The 20,812-nt window shown below is 69.9% G+C and carries 11 protein-coding genes; 5 read left to right on the top strand and 6 right to left on the bottom strand.

Annotated elements, in window-relative coordinates; genetic code table 11:
- Positions 1-122: 122 nt before the first annotated feature.
- Positions 123-2,951 (top strand): beta-propeller fold lactonase family protein, encoded by a 2,829-nt coding sequence (locus WMF28_RS25275; protein ID WP_437595864.1) that lies wholly within the window; start codon positions 123-125, stop codon positions 2,949-2,951.
- Positions 2,952-2,965: 14 nt separating this feature from the next.
- Here the strand turns inward: WMF28_RS25275 and WMF28_RS25270 are convergent, their stop codons facing one another.
- From WMF28_RS25270 to argG, 3 genes are all read right to left on the bottom strand, one after another.
- Positions 2,966-8,053 (bottom strand): AAA family ATPase, encoded by a 5,088-nt coding sequence (locus tag WMF28_RS25270; RefSeq protein WP_437595863.1) that lies wholly within the window; start codon positions 8,051-8,053, stop codon positions 2,966-2,968.
- Positions 8,054-8,332: 279 nt separating this feature from the next.
- Positions 8,333-8,695 carry a phage holin family protein gene (locus WMF28_RS25265; RefSeq protein WP_437595862.1) on the bottom strand — a complete coding sequence of 121 codons (363 nt, stop codon included), beginning with the start codon at positions 8,693-8,695 and terminating at the stop codon, positions 8,333-8,335.
- 289 nt (positions 8,696-8,984) lie between these two features.
- Positions 8,985-10,337: an argininosuccinate synthase gene (argG, locus tag WMF28_RS25260; RefSeq protein WP_437595861.1), complete on the bottom strand. Its 1,353-nt coding sequence runs from the start codon at positions 10,335-10,337 to the stop codon at positions 8,985-8,987.
- Between the two features lie 280 nt (positions 10,338-10,617).
- Between argG and WMF28_RS25255 the strand changes: the two genes are divergently transcribed.
- Entirely contained in the window at positions 10,618-11,010 is a 393-nt protein-coding gene (locus WMF28_RS25255; protein WP_437595859.1) for a hypothetical protein, read from the top strand.
- Positions 11,011-11,246: 236 nt separating this feature from the next.
- Here the strand turns inward: WMF28_RS25255 and WMF28_RS25250 are convergent, their stop codons facing one another.
- The 3 genes from WMF28_RS25250 to WMF28_RS25240 all read right to left on the bottom strand — a co-directional run bounded on the left by WMF28_RS25250 (position 11,247) and on the right by WMF28_RS25240 (position 17,020).
- On the bottom strand, positions 11,247-13,403 hold the full coding sequence (locus tag WMF28_RS25250) for an anthranilate synthase component I (RefSeq protein ID WP_437595858.1): 2,157 nt from the start codon (positions 13,401-13,403) through the stop codon (positions 11,247-11,249).
- An 85-nt stretch (positions 13,404-13,488) separates the two neighbouring features.
- Positions 13,489-15,657, bottom strand: a complete 2,169-nt coding sequence (gene pabB / locus WMF28_RS25245) for an aminodeoxychorismate synthase component I (RefSeq protein WP_437595857.1) — start codon at positions 15,655-15,657, stop codon at positions 13,489-13,491.
- 82 nt (positions 15,658-15,739) lie between these two features.
- Entirely contained in the window at positions 15,740-17,020 is a 1,281-nt protein-coding gene (locus WMF28_RS25240; RefSeq protein WP_437595856.1) for an isochorismate synthase, read from the bottom strand.
- Positions 17,021-17,490: 470 nt separating this feature from the next.
- Here WMF28_RS25240 and WMF28_RS25235 point away from each other — a divergent pair, with 470 nt between their 5' ends.
- The 3 genes from WMF28_RS25235 to WMF28_RS25225 all read left to right on the top strand — a co-directional run bounded on the left by WMF28_RS25235 (position 17,491) and on the right by WMF28_RS25225 (position 20,786).
- A complete protein-coding gene (locus WMF28_RS25235) occupies positions 17,491-18,888 on the top strand; it encodes an ABC transporter substrate-binding protein (protein WP_437595855.1) in 1,398 nt (465 codons plus the stop codon).
- Positions 18,889-18,973: 85 nt separating this feature from the next.
- Positions 18,974-19,906: a carbohydrate ABC transporter permease gene (locus WMF28_RS25230; protein ID WP_437595854.1), complete on the top strand. Its 933-nt coding sequence runs from the start codon at positions 18,974-18,976 to the stop codon at positions 19,904-19,906.
- Between the two features lies 1 nt (position 19,907).
- Positions 19,908-20,786, top strand: coding sequence for a carbohydrate ABC transporter permease (locus WMF28_RS25225; RefSeq protein WP_437595853.1), 879 nt, complete (start codon positions 19,908-19,910; stop codon positions 20,784-20,786).
- Positions 20,787-20,812: the final 26 nt, after the last annotated feature.

Genomic DNA, 20,812 nt, shown 5'->3' with positions numbered 1-20,812 from the left:
CATGGTAGCCGTTGTCCGGCGCACCCGATGCCCATCGCGCCGGAGTTTGTACATCATCAAGATGCCCTTTCCCATCCCTACGATCGGTCAGCGATCATGCCCGATATTCAAGGAGATGCCCCATGAGAAGAGTCGCCTACCTGTGCACGGTCTGTTTGATCTCTTCCTGCTCGCCTTCTCAGGATGACACCGAGCCTGACTCGGCCGCCGACGCTCCGGCCATCGCAAGCAGTCAGGAGCGCGTCGAGAGCGCGCCGCGATCGTTCACGCTCTTCGAGAGCGGACAGGTTCGCCCGCTGGCGCTCTCGCCCGACAGATCGCGGCTCTTCGCCGTCAACACGCCTGACAATCGCCTCGAGATCTTCGACATCGGTCCGCATGGCCTCACGCATCGCGCGTCGGTGTCCGTCGGCCTCGAGCCGGTGTCCGTCGCCGCGCGCAATAACCATGAGGTCTGGGTGGTCAATCACCTCTCGGACAGCGTCAGCGTCGTGAACGTCAAGGACCCGCGGAGGAGCCGGGTCGTCCGCACCCTGCTCGTCGGCGACGAGCCCCGCGACATCGTCTTCGCCGGCCCGGGCCGGCGCCGCGCCTTCATCACCACGGCGCACCGCGGCCAGAACAGCCCGAACGATCCGCAGCTCACGACCCCCGGCGTGGGCCGCGCCGACGTCTGGGTCTTCGACGCCGGCAATCTCGGCAGCACGCTCGGCGGCAATCCCCTGAGCATCGTCGCGCTCTTCGGCGACACGCCTCGCGCGCTGGAGGTGACGCCCGACGGCAAGCGGGTGTACGCCGCGGCATTCCACTCGGGGAACCGCACCACGAGCATCCACGAGAACCACGTCCCCGACGGCGGTGAGGCCGCCGGCGGCATCCCCGGACCCGCCACGAACTTCGAGGGCGTCCCGCGCCCCGAGACGAGCCTCATCGCCAAGTTCGACGGGACCCACTGGGTCGATGAGCTCGGCCGGGTGTGGGACGACAAGGTGAAGTTCTCCCTGCCCGACAAGGACGTCTTCGTCATCGATGCGATGGCCAGCCCTCCCTCGCAGGTCGCCGGCCCCGCCGGCTACTTCCAGGGCGTCGGCACCATCCTCTACAACATGGCCGTCAACCCGGTGAACGGGAAGATCTACGTCACAAACACCGAGGCGTTGAATGACAAGCGCTTCGAGGGCCCCGGCCTCTTTGGCGGACAGACCGTCCGGGGACACCTGCACGAGAGCCGGATCACCGTCCTCAGCGGCGCCGGCGTCGCGCCGCGCCACCTGAACAAGCACATCGATTACAGCGCGTGCTGCGCCCCGATCCCGAACGCCGAGAACGCGAAGAGCCTCGCCACGCCGCTCGGGATGGCGATCACCAAGAACGGCGCCAAGCTGTACGTCTCGGCCTTTGGATCGAGCAAGATCGGCGTCTTCAGCACGTCTCAGCTCGAGAGCGACACGTTCGTCCCGAGCGCGGCGAACCAGATCCCCGTGAGCGGCGGCGGGCCGACGGGCCTGGTCCTGGACGAGCCACGCAAGAAGCTCTACGTGCTCACCCGGTTCGACAACTCGATCTCGGTGATCAACACGACGACGAACACCGAGGTGGCGCACGTCCCGATGTATAGCCCCGAGCCGGAGAGCATCGTCCGCGGCCGCCGCTTCCTCTACGACGCCGCCTTCAGCTCGAGCCACGGCGACTCGTCGTGCGGGAGCTGCCACGTCTTCGGCGATTTCGACAGCCTCGCGTGGAACCTCGGCAACCCGGACGACGTGGTGAGGACGGATGAAGGGCTGTTCGTGCTCAGGCCGTCGGACTTCGGGTTCAACGACGATTTCCATTCCATGAAGGGCCCGATGACGACGCAGAGCCTCCGCGGGCTCGCCAACCACGGTCCGATGCACTGGCGGGGCGACCGCACCGGCGGCGATGAGGGGCCCAGCGTCCAGCCGGACAGCGGCATCTTCGACGAGGTCACCGCGTTCAAGGAGTTCAGCGTGGCCTTCACGGGTCTCCTCGGGCGGAGCGAGCCCATCCCCGACGAGGACATGCAGGCGTTCACCGACTTCGCCCTGCAGATCACCTATCCGCCGAACCCGATCCGCGCCCTGGACAACTCCCTCACGCCGGAGCAGGACATCGGCCGGGACTTCTTCGAGAACTCACCTTCGGAGCCCGGAGAGTTCCCCTGCTCGCGTTGCCACGTCCTCGATCCCACGGCCAACGCCGAGTTCGGCGTTGCCATCCCGGGCTTCTTCGGGACGGACGGCCGGCGGAACTTCGACGCCGCGACAGAGGGGTTCAAGATCCCCCACCTCCGCAACCTCTACCAGAAGGTCGGCATGTTCGGCTTCGCGCCTCACCCGAACTTCAACTTCATCGATCACGAGCACATGGGCGATCAGGTCCGCGGCTTCGGGTTCGTGCATGATGGAAGCACGGACACGATGTTCCGCTTCCACACGAACCTCGGCTTCAGCCAGGCGAGCCCCTTCGGGTTCGCCTCGGGCGCCTTCCCGGACGGCCCGCCAGGCAACCCCCTGCGCCGGGCGGTGGAGGCCTACCTGCTCGTCTTCGCCAGCAACATGGCGCCGATCGTGGGCCAGCAGGTGACGCTCACGAGCAGCAACGCGGCGGCGGTCGGGCCGCGCATCGACCTCCTGATCGCGCGGGCGGACGTCGGCGAGTGCGATCTGGTGGCCAAGGCGCGCGTCCTCCACGCCGACCTCGGCTTCCTCTACCGTAACGGCAAGTTCATCAGCAACCGCGTGGCCCTCCCGCCGATCGCCGATGCGCTGCTCCGGCAGCTCTCGCTCGCCGCAGACAGGGAGCTGACGTACACCTGTGTACCGCCTGGTTCAGGGGTGCGCATCGGTCTCGACCGCGATGAGGATGGCTTCCGGGACGGCGATGAGGAGGACCATCACACCGACCCGGCCGACCCGACCGACCATCCGTGATCTGACTTCCCCGCTCAGCTGCGCGGCCCGACGCCGCCGATCGCGCGCGCGATCCCGCTCTGCAGCGTGCCGCGGGTCTCCACGCGGCTCAGATCCACGCCGAGCTCCACGAGCAGCCGCGCCACCTCCGGCCGCATCCCCGTGATGACCGCCTTCGCGCCGAGCAGGCGAAGCGCCGACGTGGCGCGGATCAGCGTCTCGGCGACCTGAACGTCGATCTGCTTCAGCCCCGTGACGTCGATGATCACGACGCGCGCCTGGTGGCGCTCGACGCCTTGCAAGATCGTGTGCAGCATCCGCTCGGCGCGCCGCCTGTCCACCGTGCCGATCAGGGGCAGCACCATGAGCTGGTTCGTGATCGGGATGAGGGGCGTGGACAGCTCCTCCAGCAGATCGCTCTGCATGCGGATGACCTCTCCCTGCAAGGCAGCGCGCGAGCGCTCGGCCTTCTCCCGCTCCGCCAGCTCGTGCTGCAAGCGCTCATTGGCGACGTGGAGCTGCTCCGTCTGATGCTGCAGGTGCTGATTGGCGTCGCGCAGCTCCTCCGTGCGCTCGGTGACCTGCCTCTCCAGACTTCGGTTCGCCTCCTGGAGCTGCGCGCTCACCTCCTGAACATGGGCATAGAGCAGCGAGTTTTCCACGGCGATCGCCGCCTGAGCGCAGAGCATCTGCAAGAGCTCGATCCGGCCTTCGGTGAAGGCGGCCTGGGCGACGTTGTTCTCCAGGTAGAGGACGCCCCGCAGCCGCCCCTGGTGCGTCAGCGGGATGCACAGGAGGGACCTCGGCTGGGCGGCGATGATGTAGGGGTCGCCGGCGAACCGGAGGTCGTACCGGGCGTCGCTCAGCACCACCGGATCGAGCGTGCGGGCGACGAGCTGGACCACGGATTGCGCCAGATCCGTGCGCGACTCGAGCGGGGTGTTGAGCCCCACCTGCACGGTGTCCGGGCCGATCTGCAGGAACGCCTCCACCCGCAGATACGCGCCTTGATTCAGGATCAAGAAGCCGCGCTCGGCTCCGGCGTTCGCCAGCACGATGCGCATGACCCGATGAACCACCCTGCTCAGCACGATCTCGCTGGCGATGGCCTGCGCCGCGCGGAGCGCGGCGGTGACGTCGAGCAGCTGGGCGCCGGTCGTCCCGTTCGTCGTGCTCCCCGCCGTCACGGCCGACGCGCTCGACGGCAGCATCGTCGGGGCCGGGACCATGGAGGGGTACCGCTCCCTGAGCTGGGCGACCTTCACGGCGGCGCCCCAGCGCGCGTAACCGCCGAGCGCTTCGGACATGTAGACGTGAGCGACCCTGGTCTGTCCGCGCGCCATGAAGAACCCGGCACAGAGCTCGTTGGCCAGCGCCTCGTGATGGGGAAAGCCATGCTGGCGCGAGAGCTGGATGGCCTGCTCATAGGCGTCGATCGCGTCGGAGGGGCGGCCCTCGACCCGGGCGACCTCCGCGGCGACGAGCTTCTGCTGGTGCCGCGCGTTCGCCGGACAGGCGTCCGCGAAGATCGCGAGTCGCTCTTGCTGGCGGGCCAGCGCCTCGCGCAAGCGCGGCTGCTCCTCCGCGGGCGCGGTGGGATAGACCGCCGCGAGGATGAGCCCCGCGTAGAACGGGAGCTCCGTCGGCCAGTGCTGCCCGAACGCGCCCGTGCGCAATTGCTCTGCGGCCTCGATCATGGCGAACGCCCCGGCGGCGTCGCCATGGAGGAACAGGAGCTGCATCTTGGTGAGGAGATGGTAGAACCGGAGGTGGTTCATCCCGAGGCTGGCGAGGCGCGCGACCCAGGCCTCCTCCTCGACGACGTCGTCGCTGAGCGATGTTGGCGACGCCGTGCGGCCCTCCAGGCAGGCGACGACCTGCTGCAGGAGCGTGAGCATCTCGTTGGCCAGCACGACCTGCGTGCGCCGCGTGACCAGGAAACCGCGCTGGATCTCCTCGCGAACCCTGCCGAGCGGCTCGCCCACGCGGAGCGTCGCGGCGACGAGCTCCCCGATCGCCGCGGAGCCGTGGACGAGATCCCCGCACTCGAGGCCGAGCTGCTTGGCGCGCTCGAAATAGGTGAGCGCCGCGCGCAAGGGCTCCCCGTAGGGCATCAGGTACCCGAGCACATAGAAGACCCTGTGAGAGGCGCTCGTCGCGCCGAACCTCTCGGTGAGATCGAGGGCGAGCTTGCCGAAACGGACGCTCTCCGCGTAGCGGGCCAGGCTGCCAGAGAGAAAGAACCCGAACGTGACGAAGATGTCCGCGGCCGAGCGACAATTGCCATGCAACAGCGAGAGATGAACCGCCTTGAGCACGACGTACGAGTACAGGCCCGGCTCGACGAAATAGGCCGGCACCTTGAGCTCGGCGAGCAGCTGAAGGCAGGTCTGGAGATCCGGGTCGGACACCGTGGGCGCGTCGAGGAGCGACTCGATCGCTCGGCCGGCGAGGAGCTCATCGATCGTCGCGAGCAGCTCGTCGCAGGCCGCCTGGGTCTCCTCGCTCGTCCCGGGCGCGTCGATGCCGAAGAGCGCGAGGCCCTGGCGCCCCGCGGCGAGCGCCTCGGCGAAGCGCGCCTGGGCGAGGTAGAGCGTGACCCGCAGCCCGAAGATCCCTCCGCGCTGCCCGCTGTGGCGCACGTGGGCGAGCAGCCCGTCCAGGTGCGCCTCGGCCTCGTCGAGGCGACCCGCCATGTACTCGCACTCGGCGCGCTCGCGGTGCAGCGCGAACGTGAGATCGTAGCGCTCTCCCCAGCTCCCCCCGTCGAGGGCCGTGATCCCCGCGGCGTAGAGGCCGGCCGCCGACGCGAACGCCGTCGCCGCCTTCGCCATGCGGCCGGCCGCGAGGTTCTGCCGCGCGAGATCGGCGCGCTCCTCCCTGTCGCGCATCCGCGCGGCGCCGAGGTTGAGGTGCCGGACCAGCTCGAAGGCGAGCTCGGCCCGCGGCTCGTCCGGGAGCGTCCTGCGCAAGCACCGCCCGATGCGGAGGTGGACATCTTCCCGCTCCTCCGCCGGGATGAGGGAGTACGCCGCCTGCTGCACGCGATCGTGCAGGAACCGGTAGGACGCGTCCAGCTTGGCCAGCGCGCCCGGATCGAGGTCGTCCGGATCGTTCACCACAGGAAGCAGCCGGTAGTCTCCGCCGATCGGCAAGAGCAGCCCGTCCCGCAGGGATGGCCAGAGCGCCACCGCCGTCTGGGCATGCGGCAGCTCCGCGATCGTCGCCAGCGTCGTCAGGTCGAGCTGGTGGCCGATACACGCGGCGAGCGAGAGCACGCGCCGCGTGCTCGGCTCCAGCGCCTGTATTCGCGTGGCCATGAAATCGACGACGTTGTCGGTCACCGGCGCCGACGCGATCGTCGCCTCGTCCCAGACCCAGCGCCCCGTGGCCCGATCGAGCCGCACGAGCTTCGCGCCGTGGAGCCCGATCAAGAACTGGGAGAGAAAGAACGGATTGCCCTCGGTCTTCGCGATCGCCTGAGCGGCGAGCCATTCCACGCGCTCGACCTCGCTCTCCTTGAACGTCTCCGCGAGGAGCAGCCGCACGCTCGGCAGATCGAGCGGGCGGAGCCCGATCTCGGACGGCTCGAGTCCCTGCTTGCGCAGCTCCTCCAGCGCGGCGCGCAGGGGGTGGGCCCCGTCCACCTCGCTGTCCCGATAGGCCCCCACGACGAGCAGGTGCCCACGCCCGGGCCCAGAGAGCAGCTGGCGCAAGAGCCAGAGCGACGCCGCGTCGGCCCATTGCAGATCGTCGAAGAAGAGCACGAGGGGGTGCGACGGCGAGCAGAACACACGGACGAAGTTCTGCATCAAGAGGCTGAGGCGGCTCTGGGACTCCGAGGGCCCGAGGGCGACGGCCACGGGCTGCGGGCCGACGATCAGCTCAAGCTCGGGGATCAGATCGACGAGCAGCTGCCCGTTCGCGCCCAGCGCCTCGACCAGCGCGGACCTCCACGCCGCGAGCTTGACGGACGACTCCCCGAGCAGGTGCGAGATGAGCGCCCGAAAGGCCTGCGTGAAGGCGGCGAAGGGGACCTCGCGATGGAGCTGATCGAACTTGCCGGCGACGAAGCTTCCATGGCGCCGGGCGACGTGCTTGTGCAGCTCGTGGACCAGCGCCGACTTGCCGATCCCGCCCGCCCCCGTCACGAGCACGAGCTCCGCGGCCCCGTCGCTCACGCGATCGAACGCCGAGACCAGGGCCTCGAGCTCCGCCGCTCGCCCGTAGAGCTTCTGGGGGATCTGGAGCCTTTCGCTGATGTCCCGCCGCCCCAGCTCGAACGGCGCGATCCTCCCCGTCTGCTGCCATTCGGAGAGGCACCGCTCGAGATCCGCTGCCAGCCCCTCTGCCCGCTGGTACCTGTCCTCCGCCGCCTTGGCGAGCAGCTTCATCGCGATCATCGACGCCATCTCGGGGATCGTCGGATCGCGCTCGTGCGGCGCGAGCGGCGTCCTCGCGATGTGGCTGTGGACCATCTCCATGGGATCGGTGCAGTCGAACGGGAGGACCCCGGTGAGCATCTCGTAGAAGGTGACACCGAGCGAATAGAAGTCTGTCCGGTAGTCGACGACTCGATTCATCCGCCCCGTCTGCTCGGGCGAGATATAGGCGAGGGTACCTTCGAGCGTGTCGGGGCGCAGGGCCGTCTGCGCCTCCTGCGAGAGGCGCGTGGCGATGCTGAAGTCGATCAGGTGGACGCTCTGCAACCTGTCGTCCACGACGATGTTCGCCGGCTTGATGTCCTTGTGGATCACGCCGTGCGCGTGGACGCCGTCGAGGATCGTCGCCAGCGCGCGAGCGACGTGGAGCGCCTGCGCGAGATCGAGCCCGCGGCCGCGCAGGTGCCCGCTCAGCGGCGTCTCGCCGACGTCCTCGAGGACGAGCCCGGCGCTCTGTTCATGCACCTCGAGCGCGTGCGCCTTGATGACCCCTGGCCAGTCGATCTCTCGCAGGACGCTGAACTCGTGTCGCAGCTTGGCCAGCTCGCGCGGGTTCGCGTGCTCGTCCTTGAGGAACTTGATGACGACGGGGATGCCATCCTCGTCGCGAATGCCACGGTACAGCACCCGTCCGGCGCTGTCGTACAGCTTGTCCCGCAGCGTGTAGTGCGGCAGCTCCACCAATGCCCCTCCTTTGGTTCAAAGCATGGGAGCTCACCAAGTTGAGTATGTCAAGAGTCTTAACCCACCATGAGGCATGGTGCAGTTGTCCCGCCGCGCGTGCGCCCTCGTCATTTGGGTCGCCCGGGGAGCAAGAATGGCGCGATGCATTACCCACGCGCGAAGCGACGCGGGCCGACCGGCGGTTCGGTCGCCGGCCTTCTACAGCCCGGTTACGGCCCGGTCTTCGATTTCTGGGCAGCGCTCGCGTCGATCAACCTTCGCGCTGAGCCGGGCGCGTCACAGGAGGCGCGGCAAGAGCCACCCGGCGATCGAGATGAGGGCGGCCGTCCCGAAGAGCGGCCCGAACCCCCGGATCTCGAAATCGTCGATGAGCTTATCGGTCGCGTAGAGCAGCACCGAGTTCACGACGAGGCCGAAGAAGAGATAGGCCAGGCCGAGCGTGACGATGGCGGCGGGCAGGAGCGCCACGGCGACGAGGAAGCTCACGAGCCAGCCGAGCAGGAGGTTGAGGAGCGCGAAGACGCCGGCGACGACCAGCGCCGTCTGGATCTTGCGGATGCGGACGCCGGGCATGAGCTTGGCGCCGACGACGACCGCGAGGCCTGCGGCGAGCGCCTGGACGATGAACTGCTTGAACATGACCACCTCCCTGGGCCGGCGCCGCTCCTGGCGGGCCGGGTCTGGACGTTCTTGGTGACCCAGGCGCGCGCCGGGCGCAACCTTGGCGGGCCGGGGGGCGAGCGCCGCGGTCAGAGCGCGGCGCGGGTGGTGGCCTAGTTTGCCCCGGAGAGATTCACATGAAGGCGGGAAGGCGGGAAGGCGAGAAGATCATTGATCTTTTCTTCCCGCCTTCCCGCCTTCACGTTCAAATCCGGCCACCACCGCGGCGCGCCGCCTCCGCTCAGCTATCGTTTCCGCTCGTCTCGGCTCATTGCTTCGGCTTGTCGCCGCCGAGCAGCTCGCCGATGGCGGGGGCGCCGCCCGGGCCGAGGGCCTGCGTGCTCTCGATGAGGTGGATGAGGAACTGGCGGTTGTCCGTCACCGAGAGGTTCTGGAGCTCGAGCGCGCCGATGCGATCCTCGGGGGTGAAATAGGCCTCCTCGACCTTCTCCATCGAGAGCTTGTCGGGCGCGTAGGCCATGTAGTCGGCGCGCGTGTCGAGGAGGCTGTAGTCGTCGCCGCGGCGCAGCTCGAGCGTCACCTCGCCGGTCACGCCGGGCGCGATCCAGCGCGAGAGCGCGTCCTTCAGCATCATGGCCTCGGGGTCGTACCACTTGCCCTCGTAGAGCAGACGCCCGAGGCGCCGGCCCTGGGTGAAGTACACGTCGAGGGTGTTCTCGTTGTGAATGGCGGACAGGAGCCGCTCGTAGACGGCGTGGAGGAGGGCCATGCCCGGCGCCTCGTAGATGCCGCGGCTCTTCGCGTCGATCACCCGGTTCTCGATCTGATCGCTCATGCCGAGCCCGTGACGCCCGCCGATCCGGTTGCACTCGACGAACAGCTCGAACAGGGAGCCGAAGCGCTTGCCGTTGATGGTCGTCGGGACGCCGCGCTCGAACCCGAGGGTGATCGTCTCGGCCTCGATGGCGACCTCCGGCCGGAACGAGGCGACCCCCATGATCGGCTGGACGATCTTGATGCCGGTGTTCAGGTGCTCGAGATCCTTCGCCTCGTGCGTCGCGCCGAGCACGTTGGCGTCGGTGCTGTAGGCCTTCTCCGTCCCCATGCGGTAGGGCAGCCCGTGGCGCTCGAGGTACTCGCTCATCTCCTTGCGCCCGCCGAGCTCGCCCACGAACTTCGGATCGAGCCAGGGCTTGTAGATCCTGAGCGAGGGGTCGACGAAGATGCCATAGCGATAGAACCGCTGGATGTCGTTGCCCTTGTGCGTGCTGCCGTCGCCGAAGACGTGGACGTCGTCGTCGCGCATCGCGCGCACGATCGCGGTCGTGGTCACCGCGCGGCCGAGCGGCGTGGTGTTGAAGTACTTCTTGCCGCCCGTCGAGAGGTGGAAGGCGCCGCACTGGATGGCGAGGATTCCCTCGCGGACGAGCGCGTCGCGACAGTCCACGAGCCTGGCGGAGACGGCGCCGTGCTGCAGGGCGATCGGCGGGATGTCGCCGGGGGAGTCCTCGTCCGGCTGCGCCAGATCGGCCGTGTACGCGTGCACCTTGAGCCCGTTGCGCGCGAGCCACGCCACCGCACAGCGCGTGTCGAGCCCGCCCGAGAACGCGATGCCGAGCTGGGTGCCGGCCGGGGGAAGTGAACGGAAGATCCTACTCATGGCGGCGCAGCATAGCCGCAACGCCCGCGGCCGCGCGAGCGGAGATCGTGGGGCGGCGCAGCCCCGGACGGCGCCGGCGGCAGCCGAGCGCGCTCCCCAGGGACGGGTCGGGCGCGCGGTCTCCGCCCGGCGGCGCCGCCCCTTGGTCGCGGCGCCGGCGGCGCGCTCGTGCTCGTCTGCACGACCGCACGAGGCGCGCTCGGCGGACTAGGGGACTAGGATGGAGAACACCATGTCGCGCGAGCGCCTCTCTCCGATTCCGATTCCGATTCCGATTCCGATGACGAGCAGGCCGGTGTCGAGGCTGTCGTACGCCGAGATCGCCCGGCTCGAGGAGCGCCGGCTGGCCTCGGCACCTCGTCCGTGGTCGCCTGCGCCGAGCCCATCCGCCGGCGGCGGCAGCATGGAGATCGCCGGCGACGGCGCCGCGCTCTTCGGCGCCTCGGTGCTCCCCCGGTTCCGCGAGCGCGGCATCCAGCAGGCGCTCATCGTCCAGCAGGCGCTCATCGTCCGCCGCCTGGAGCGGGTGCGCGAGCGAGGTCGCCACCTGGCGTGCATCAGCGCCAGTCCCGGTATCGCCACGGAGCGCAACGCCATGAGGCTCGGGTTCTTCATGGCATACAGCAAGGGTGTTTTTGTGCGGCGTAGCGAGAGCCCGCAGGCGCCGGCCTGAGCATTCCTGGGCGCCGCGCAGGGCCGTCGTGGCGCCCTGCCTTTGCAGGTGTGCAGCGCTGCGCTTGCAGAAGCGAAACGACCGCCCTGGACATCCATGCGAAGTGCGCGACTACGACGGAATCACGCATGGCACGCCTGATGCTCTCAGGCAGCCCAGCGTCGCTGGCGTGGCCTCTCCCCCCCCGAGGCCCCGGCGGCGCTTTTTCATTTTGTGGTCTGAATCGGTTCAGGCTCTCAGCGCCGCTCCCGGCGCAGATCCGCGACCGCGTTCCACACGAGCCGCAGCCCGACGTTGTCGTGCTGCGAGAGGATCGACTCGGGGTGGAACTGGACCGCCGCCATCGGCAGCTCCGTGTGCTCGATCGCCATGACGACCCCGTCCTCGGTCTCGGCCGTGATCTTCAGCGAAGAGGGGAGCGCGTCGCGCAGCGCATAGAGCGAGTGATAGCGCCCCGCGTGGAACTCGCGCGGCAGCCCCTCGAAGAGGCGCCCGCCCAGCACGCGCACCTTCGAGGCCTTGCCGTGCATCGGGTAGTCGAGCACGCCGAGCTTGCCCCCGAAGTGCTCGACCATCCCCTGAAGGCCCAGGCAGACGCCGAAGACGGGCAGCCGCCGCTCGATCAGCGCCGAGAGCGTCCCCGAGAGATCGAAATCGCTCGGCGTCCCAGGGCCGGGCGAGAGCACCACGAGATCGGGAGCGTAGGCGTCGAGCTCCTTGTGCGGGAAGCCGGCGCGGAGCGTCATCACCTCGGCGCCCGTCTGCCGGAGGTAGTTGGCCAGCGTGTGCACGAACGAGTCCTGGTGATCCACGAGCAGCACCTTGAGGCCGCCCCCCGGCACCGGGTTGATCGCCGCCGGAGCCGTCGTGGGGACCCCGCGCGGCCTCCGGATCGCGTCGATGAGCGCCGACGCCTTCACGTGCGTCTCGCGCTCCTCCTCGTCGGGATCGGAGTCGTAGAGCAGCGTCGCGCCCACCCGGACCTGCGCCACGCCGTCCTTGAGGCGGATCGTGCGCAGCGTGAGCCCCGTGTTCATGGTGCCGTCGAAGCCGACGATCCCGACCGCGGCCCCGTACCACGCGCGCGGCGAGCGCTCGTGATCCTCGATGAACTGCATGGCCCAGGCCTTCGGCGCCCCCGTGACCGTGACCGCCCACGTGTGCGCGAGGAACGCGTCGAGCGCGTCGAACCCCTCGCGCAGCCGCCCCTCGATGTGATCGACCGTGTGGATCAGCCGCGAGTACATCTCGATCTGCCGGCGCCCGATCACGCGGACGCTCCCCGGCACGCAGATGCGGGACTTGTCGTTGCGATCGACGTCCGTGCACATCGTGAGCTCCGACTCGTCCTTGGCGGAGGCGAGCAGGCGGGCGATCTGCGCCGCGTCGGCGATCGGGTCGCTGCCGCGCGGGATCGTGCCCGAGATGGGGCACGTCTCGACGCGGTTGCCCTCGACGCGCACGTACATCTCCGGCGAGGCGCCGATCAGGTACTCGGACTCGCCGAGGTTCATCAGGAAGCCGTAGGGCGCCGGGTTGCGCTCGCGAAGCCGGTGGAACAGCTCGGTGGGCGCGACGGGGCACGGCTCGTAGAGCGTCTGGCCCGGGACGACCTCGAAGAGATCGCCCCGCTTGAACGACTCCCGCGCGACCCGGACGAGCTCGGCGTACTCGCCCGGCGCGTACTCGTTCGGCGGCGCGCGATCGGCGCCGACGTAGGCGCGCGCCGCGCCCTCGCGCGGCAGCCCGTCGGTCGAGCGATCGCCGAACTTGAGCTCGTAGCGCGTGCGCGTCGCCCGCTCGCGGCGATGGTCGACGGCGATGATCTCGTCGGGGAGGTAGAGCACGAGATCCCGCTGATCCGCCGGGCGCTCGAGGCGGAGCCGGATGGGCTCGAACTGGAAGGCGAGATCGTACGCGAACGCGCCGTAGAGCCCGAAGAGCGAGTCGCCCGGGACCCCGAAGAGCTCGATCATCCGCCGCAGCACCGAGAAGATGGACGGCTGCCGGCTGCGCAGCTCCTCCGGCACCCGCTCGCCCGGCTGCCGGACCGCGCCGATCACCTCGTCCGCGCGGCGCTCGACGGCCGCGACCGCGTCGAAATTCCGGAGCGCCTCGTCGATGGCCGGCAGGATCACCCGCCCGCGCTCGTTCAGCGCGGTGAACCGGAAGTCGCGGCCCCGGGAGACGAGCACGAGCGGGGGATTGATGAAGCCGATGTCCCAGCGTGTGTACCGGCCGGGCACCTCGTAGCTCGACGCCAGGACCACGCCGAGGTGGCTGTCGAGCGCCTCGACGATGGGCTGGATCGCGCCGTCGACGACGAGGTCCTCGACCTCTCGACGCACCGTGACCCCCCTCTGCGTGATGTTGCTGTCTCGTTTCAAGGCCACGTCTCCTTCTGCGCGGCGAGTATACGCGGTGCGGCATGCGCGCCGCACTCGCTTCTTCGCCGCCCGCGCGTGTCCGCCGGGCACGTCATCGGCGCGGCGCGCCCGTCGCCTGGGCGCACCGCGCGGACGCTCGGCCGGCGTCCGCGACGCGCTCCGCGAGGTAGATGGCGCGGAGCAGGGGGAAGCTCTTGACGAGGACCTCCTCGTACTCGGCCTCCGCGCTCGACTCCGCGACGACCGCGCCGCCGCTGCCGAAGCTGACCCCCTCGCGGTCGGCGACGAGGGTCCGGATGGCGATGTTCATGTCCATGGGGCCCTCGTGGGCGAGGTACCCGATGCTGCCCGTGTACACGCCCCGCGTACGCCGCTCCAGCGCGTCGATGATCGCGATCGTCCGGCGCTTCGGCGCCCCGGTGATCGAGCCGCCGGGGAAGCACGCCTCGAGCGCGTCGAGGGCGCCCCGGCCCTCGCGCAGGGCGCCCGTGATGACCGAGGAGAGCTGGAGCAGGGTCGCATGCTCCGTGATCCGCAGGAGCTCCTCGACCTCGATCGAGCCCATGGCGCAGACCCGGCTGAGGTCGTTGCGGACGAGGTCGATGATCATGAGGAGCTCGGAGCGGTCCTTCTCGCTGGTCGCGAGATCGCGGCGCAGGGCCAGGGTCTCCTCCTCGGTGGCGCCCTTCGGCCGCGTCCCCTTGATGGGCTCGCTGCGCACGCGCCGCTCCCGGTCCACCGAAAGGAACCGCTCCGGCGAGGACGACAGCACCGCGCCGTCCGGCAGCTTGAGGTAGGCCGAGAACGGCGCGGGGTTCGTGCGGCGCAGGACGCGGTAGAGGGCGAACGGGTCCAGCGAGGTCCGCGCATGGAACTCGTTGGTGAGGCACACCTCGTACGTCTCGCCCTCGTGGATCTCGCCGAGGATGGCCGCGACGGCGTCGAGGTGCTCCCTGCGCGAGAGGCGCTGGGAGAGCGCGACGCGATCGGCGAAGCCCTCCGGGACGGGCGGGAGGACCGGCTCCGGGAGGGCCGGGAGGCCCTTGAGGCGCGCCGCGATCTCGTCGAGCCACGCGTCTGCCGAGGGAGGCGAGGGAGGCGAGGGCTCGTCCGCGCCGGGCGCGCCGATCGCGCACGCGTACACCGCGCGCTCGACGTGGTCGAAGGCGAGGAGCCGCCGCGCGATCATCATCGCGCTGTCCGGGAGCGCGCGGCGCGGGTGGGCGGACGCGCCGAAGCCGAGGTGCTCCTTGAGCTCGTAGCCGAGGTAGCCGACGAGGCCGCCGGTGAAATGGAAGGGCAAGCCGCTCGGCTCGAGCGCCACCGACGCGAGCTCCCGCCGGAGCGCCGCGAACGGGCTCCCCTCGGACAGGGCCGGGGTGAGGAGGCCCCCCGGGCAGCCGGCGCTCCATCGCGTCACCGCGGCGCCGTGGCTCTCGATGGCCTCGGTCGCGCTCCCCATGAACGAGAAGCGCCCGTCGCGGCCGGGCGCGCTCGAGTCGAGCCAGAACGCGCACGGGGCCGCGGCAAAGAGCCCGGCGAAGGCCCGCTCGGGGTCGACCCAGGGGAGCCGGAGGTGACGCACGCGGCCGCGTTCCGGCGCACCCGCCTGCGCGCGTGCGCCCAGCGCGCGAGCGCGCCCGCCGGGCGCCGGAGCCCTCCGGTCGCGCGCCGCGCGTGCGGCTATATCACGGAAATTGCTGATAATTTTCCTGCCGTGCTCCGTGCCGATCGACTCGGGGTGGAACTGCACGCCGTGGAACGGCCGGTCCTTGATCTTGAGGGCCATGATGAGCCCGTCGCCGCGCGTCCGGGCGGTCACCTCGATCTCCGCCGGGAGCGCGTCGTCGCCGACGATCAGCGAGTGGTAACGCACCACCTCGAACGGGCTGGGCACGCCCTCGAACAGGCCGGTGCCGTCGTGCTCGACCTCCGTGACCTTGCCGTGCATCACCCGCGGGGCGTGCTGGACGCGCCCGCCGAAGCGCGCGGCGAGCCCCTGGTGGCCGAGGCAGACCCCGAGGATCGGCGTGTCGGCGAGCGCCTCGATCACCTCCATGCAGACGCCGAAATCGGCCCGGCGCTCGGGGCGGCCAGGGCCGGGCGAGATGACGATGCTGTCGACCGCCAGGTCCCTGATCTCGGCGAGCGAGAGGCTGTCGTTCCTGGCGATGATCGGCTCCTCGCCGTTCACCTCCCAGAGGTACTGACCGAGGATGTGGGTGTACGAGTCGTAGTTGTCGATGAGGAGTGTCTTCACGGCGAAGCTCCCCTTCGGGCCCGCGCGGAGCCCGTCAGCGCGGCCCCGGCGGCGCGGGTGAGGGGCCCGGGCGGCCCTGGCATCAGGGGCGGATGATGGCGGCGAGCATGGCCTGGAGCTTGAGCTGCGTCTCGACAAGCTCGGCCTCCGGGCTCGAGCCGGCGACGACCCCGACGCCCGCGACCATGCGCGCGCGCGCGCCGTCGACCGTGGCGCTCCGGATGCCGATGAACCAGTCGCCGTCGCCGCGGGCGTCGACCCAGCCGACGAGCCCCGCGTAGAGCCCGCGGCGGATGCCCTCGTGCGCGGCCAGCCAGGCCTCCGCCGCGTCGCGCGGGGTGCCGCACACGGCCGGCGTCGGGTGCAGCCGCGCGGCGAGCGTGAGCGCGTCCGGCGCCGTCTCCCTGAGGTCGCCGTGGATCGACGTGCCGAGGTGCATCACGTTGCGGAGGCTCAGGATCGACGGCTCGCTCGGGACGTCGAGCGACGCGCACTCCGGCGCGAGCGCCGCGGCCACGGCCTCCACCACGAAGCGGTGCTCGCGCTGGTCCTTGGCCGACCTCCGGAGGACCTCGGCGAACCGGCGGTCGGCGTCGACGTCGGCCGAGACGGCGTAGGTGCCGGCGAGCGGGTGCGACGAGACGGCGCGCGCGCGGCGCGAGAGCAGGAGCTCCGGGCTCGCGCCGAGGAAACCGTCGAAGTGGAAGATCGCGCACGAGGGGTAGAGCGCGGTGAGGCGGCGCAGGACTTCCTCGACGACGATGGGCCGGTTCGCCTCGACGTCGACCGCGCGCGCCACAACGACCTTGGAGAGATCCCCGTGCTGGATGTCGGCCACCGCGCGCGCGATGCGCCCGCACCACTCGTCGTGCGGGAGCGCCGATTTGAGCGTGAAGCTGTCGGGCGAGCGCCGGTGGCCCTCGGCCGGCAAAAGGCGCGGCGCGGGGGCGGCGCCCTCGCCGATGGTGGTGACCCACGCGGTCCCGTCGGGCGCCACGCCGACGACCTGGGCCGGCACGATGAGCGCGGCGGGCTCCGTCCGGTCGAACGGCAGGGCGCCGAGCGCCACCGGGCCGCAGCCGGGGCGGCCCACGGCGTCGGAGGTGGCGACCGACGAGAGCGCCTCCTGGACCCACGCCACGCCGCCCTCGATGCCCTGCGGCAGCTCCAGGCGGGCGGCGACCCCGTGCGCGATCAGCTGCGCGCTGGGGTGCAGCCAGACGCGCGCGCTGTCTCCCGCGAGCGACGAGATGCCGCCGGGCATCCTCGCGAGCGTGTCAGCATCGAGCCGGATGGTGCGGGCGACGAGCCGCGCCGCAAGGCGAGGGGCATCGGCCGGAGAGGAGAGCGTCAGGGGGGTCATGCACCGCCGTGCGCAGACCGGTTTGAGCTCGCCCTGCTCGGCAGGACCCGCCTGGAACAGCAGGCCGAGAGCCCGCGGCACCATGCCGGATCGCGAGCGCCGGCCGCGCAGCATCGGCTCTACCGCCTCCGGAAAGGCTCCGCAAGCGCAAAGCAGCCCGCGCCCGCGCGCGCGCCCGTGCGCGTCGTCACCTCCTGTCGCGCTCGCCAAGCGCCGTGTCGCGGCCGCGCGGTCGGTCATCCGGCGCGCCATCGCCAGCAGCGCGCCGTGCTCCGTCCCATCTGTGATCCGTGGGCTCTCGCCCGCGGTGTTGACGCACCGATGCGGTGCGAACCCTTGCCTCGGAGCGCGCGATCGTTCGATGCTGCCGCGGGCTTCACCTTCGCGGCGCTCGTGAGCGGCGCGTCACGACAGCTCCGGCCTCGTACATGTGGAAACTCCTCACAACTGAGCTCAGAAGGGATCCTGCGATGGACCTCACTCGGCAGCATGACCTCCGCGCGTGGCGAGCCACAGCGCTCCTTCTCTTCGTCGTCGGACTGTGCGCCTGCCGCGGCGACAAGAGCCCGCCCGCGGGCGATAGCCGCCCTCCCGCCGCCGCCACGACCGCGGTCGCAGCGGCGCCGGGCGACAGCGCGATCAAGGCGCAGCCCCCCGCGGTGCCGAACGCCGCCGAGGCGAAGAAATACGCCGGCAGCAAGCTCAAGTATTACAGCGAGCCGCTGGGCGTGGGCGCCGAGCTCGACAGGGTGATGATCAAGCAGTTCCAGCAGGACACAGGCATCGAGGTGACCATCATCCCGAGGCCCAAGGACGCGACCGAGACCTACGCCGTCTATCAGCGCCTCTTCCAGGCGCAGTCCGGGGACGTCGACGTCCTGATGCTCGACGTCATCTGGCCCGGCGCCTTCGCGCAGAACCTCGTCGACCTGAACGAGAAGCTCGGCGAGGCGGCCAAGCCGCACATCGAGGGCATCGTGCGGAACAACACGGTCGACGGCAAGCTCGTGGCGATGCCCTGGTTCACCGACTTCGGGCTGCTCTACCACCGCACCGATCTGCTGGAGAAATACGGCTACAAGAAGCCGCCGGAGACGTGGGACGAGCTCGAGCAGATGGCGAAGAAGATCCAGGACGGGGAGCGGGCGAGCAATCCGAACTTCCTCGGCTTCGTCTGGCAGGGCAAGGCCTACGAGGGGCTGACCTGCAACGCGCTGGAGTGGATCGCCTCGCACGGCGGCGGCGCGATCATCGAGGACGGCAAGATCACCGTGAACAACCCGGGCGCCCAGAAGGCGCTCGCGCGCGCCAAGGGCTGGGTGGGCTCGATCTCCTCCGCCGGCGTGACGAGCTACGAGGAGGAGGACGCCCGCAACACGTTCCAGGGCGGGAACGCCGCCTTCATGCGCAACTGGCCCTATGCCTACGCGGCGGGCAACGCCGAGAAGTCGCCGATCAAGGGCAAGTTCGGGGCGGGCCCGCTGCCGCACGAGCCCGGCCAGAAGAGCGTGGGCACCGTCGGCGGGTGGCAGCTCGCCGTCTCGAAGTTCTCGCCGAACAAGGACGCGGCGATCGAGCTCGTCCGCTACATGACGAGCCCCGAGGTGCAGAAATTCCGCGCGACCGCGGGCTCGTTCATCCCGACGATCCCGTCGGTGCAGCAGGATCCGGAGGTGGTGAAGTCGCTGCCCTTCCTGGCGAACGCGAAGGACATCACGCTCGTGGCGCGCCCCTCGAACAGCACCGGCGCCCGGTACAACGAGGCGTCGATCGCGTTCTTCCAGGGGGTGAGCCAGGTCCTGCAGGGCAAGGAGCCGAAGGAGGTGCTCGGGCAGGTGGAGCAGCGCATCACGCGCGCGCTGCGCTGACACGGCTCCATCGCGTCGATCTTGGGTGCGGCGCGCCGCGCACGAGATCTCCCGGCCACACCACCCCGCGAGAACGGATCACCCCATGAGCACGCCGGAGAACCCAGAGGCCACGAGCGCGGCGCCCCGCGCGGCGAGCGCGTCGTTCGAGAAGCGGCGGCAGCGGCGCGCCTGGCTGTTCCTCCTGCCGACGCTCGTGGTCGTCGCCTTCGTCGCCCTCTACCCCCTGGCCGAGACGTTCTACCTGAGCTTCACGAACGCGCGCCTCGGCACGGGGGAGCCGGCCAGGTTCGTCGGGGCGCAGAACTACGTCGATCTCGCGCAGGACAGCTACTTCCACGACGCGGTCCTGCTCACGGTCCTCTTCACGGTCGTCACCGTGCTGAGCGAGCTCACCCTCGGGCTCGGCGTGGCGCTCCTCGTCAACTCCCAGTTCAAGGGGCGCTCGGCGGTGCGCGCGGCCATGCTCATCCCCTGGGCCATACCGACCGTGATCTCCGCCCAGATGTGGAAGTGGATGTACAACGACGTTTACGGCGTCTTCAACGATCTCCTCGTCAACCGGCTCGGCGTCCTGGATCGCAACATCGCCTTCGTCGCCGATCCCGACGTGTCCTTCTGGGCGGTCGCGGTCATCGACGTCTGGAAGACGACGCCGTTCATGGCGCTCCTCCTGCTCGCCGGGCTGCAGCTCATCCCGAGCGATCTCTACGAGGCCGCGCGGGTCGACGGCGCGACGGCGCTCCAGCAGTTCACCCGGATCACCCTGCCGCTCCTCAAGCCCTCGATGCTCGTCGCGCTCATCTTCCGCACGCTCGACGCGCTCCGGGTGTTCGACATCTTCTTCGTCATGTTCGGCAACCGGCCGGACATGCAGACCATGGCGACGTACGCCCAGCAGACGCTGGTCAGCATCTCGAACATCGGATACGGCTCGGCGATCTCCGTCGCCCTGTTCATGATCATCGCCGTGTTCATCATGATCTATCTCGCGGTGTTCCGCACCGAGGAGGCGTGAGATGAAGGGCTCTTCGCGGGACTCCGGGGGGCGGCGCTCGCCGGGACAGGGCGCCTTGCGGGCCCTGTTCTACCTGCTCGTCGCCGCGGTCGTCGGGTTCACCATCTTCCCGTTCGTCTGGGCGTTCGTCTCCTCCATCAAGCCCGACGACGAGCTCTTCACGACCCCGGTCCGCTACTGGCCCGGCCGCGCGACGCTCGACAACTACCGCCTCGTCCTGGAGAACGGCGAGTTCCAGACGGCGCTCATGAACAGCGTGATCGTCGCCGTCTCGGTCACGGCGGTCTCGCTCGCCATCGGCTCCCTGGCCGCCTACGCGCTCGGGCGGTTCCGGTTCCGCGGGCGCAGCGCCGTGCTCTACATCGTCCTGGCGATGACCATCTTCCCGCAGATCGCCGTCCTCGGCGCCCTGTTCGAGATGATCAACTTCTTCAACCTCTACAACCAGCTCCCCGCGCTGGTCCTGACGTACCTCATCTTCACGCTCCCCTTCACGGTGTGGGTGCTCACCGGCTTCTTGAAGGCGATCCCGCGCGAGATCGAGGAAGCGGCCTACGTCGACGGCGCGACGCCGTGGCAGGTGTTCACCAAGATCATGCTGCCGCTCTCGGTCCCGGGGATGGCGACGACCGGCATCCTCGCCTTCATCGCCGCCTGGAACGAGTTCCTGTTCGCGCTCTCGTTCACCCAGACGCCGGACAAGCGCACGGTGACCTACGCGATCCAGGCGTTCTCGACGACGACGAGCGGGCTCTACGAGATCCCCTGGGGGCAGACCATGGCGGCGTCCATCGTCGTGACCGTGCCGCTTGTCGTGCTGACGCTGGTCTTCCAGCGGCGGATCCTGGCGGGCCTCACGGCGGGCGCGGTGAAGGGCTGAAGGGGCCCGCGCGGCGCGGGCGCCCG

The sequence above is a fragment of the Sorangium sp. So ce590 genome, from assembly GCF_051521365.1.
GTDB lineage: Bacteria > Myxococcota_A > Polyangia > Polyangiales > Polyangiaceae > Sorangium.
Note: the sequence above shows the minus strand (reverse complement) of the source record. Positions and strands in the feature narration are given on the sequence as shown.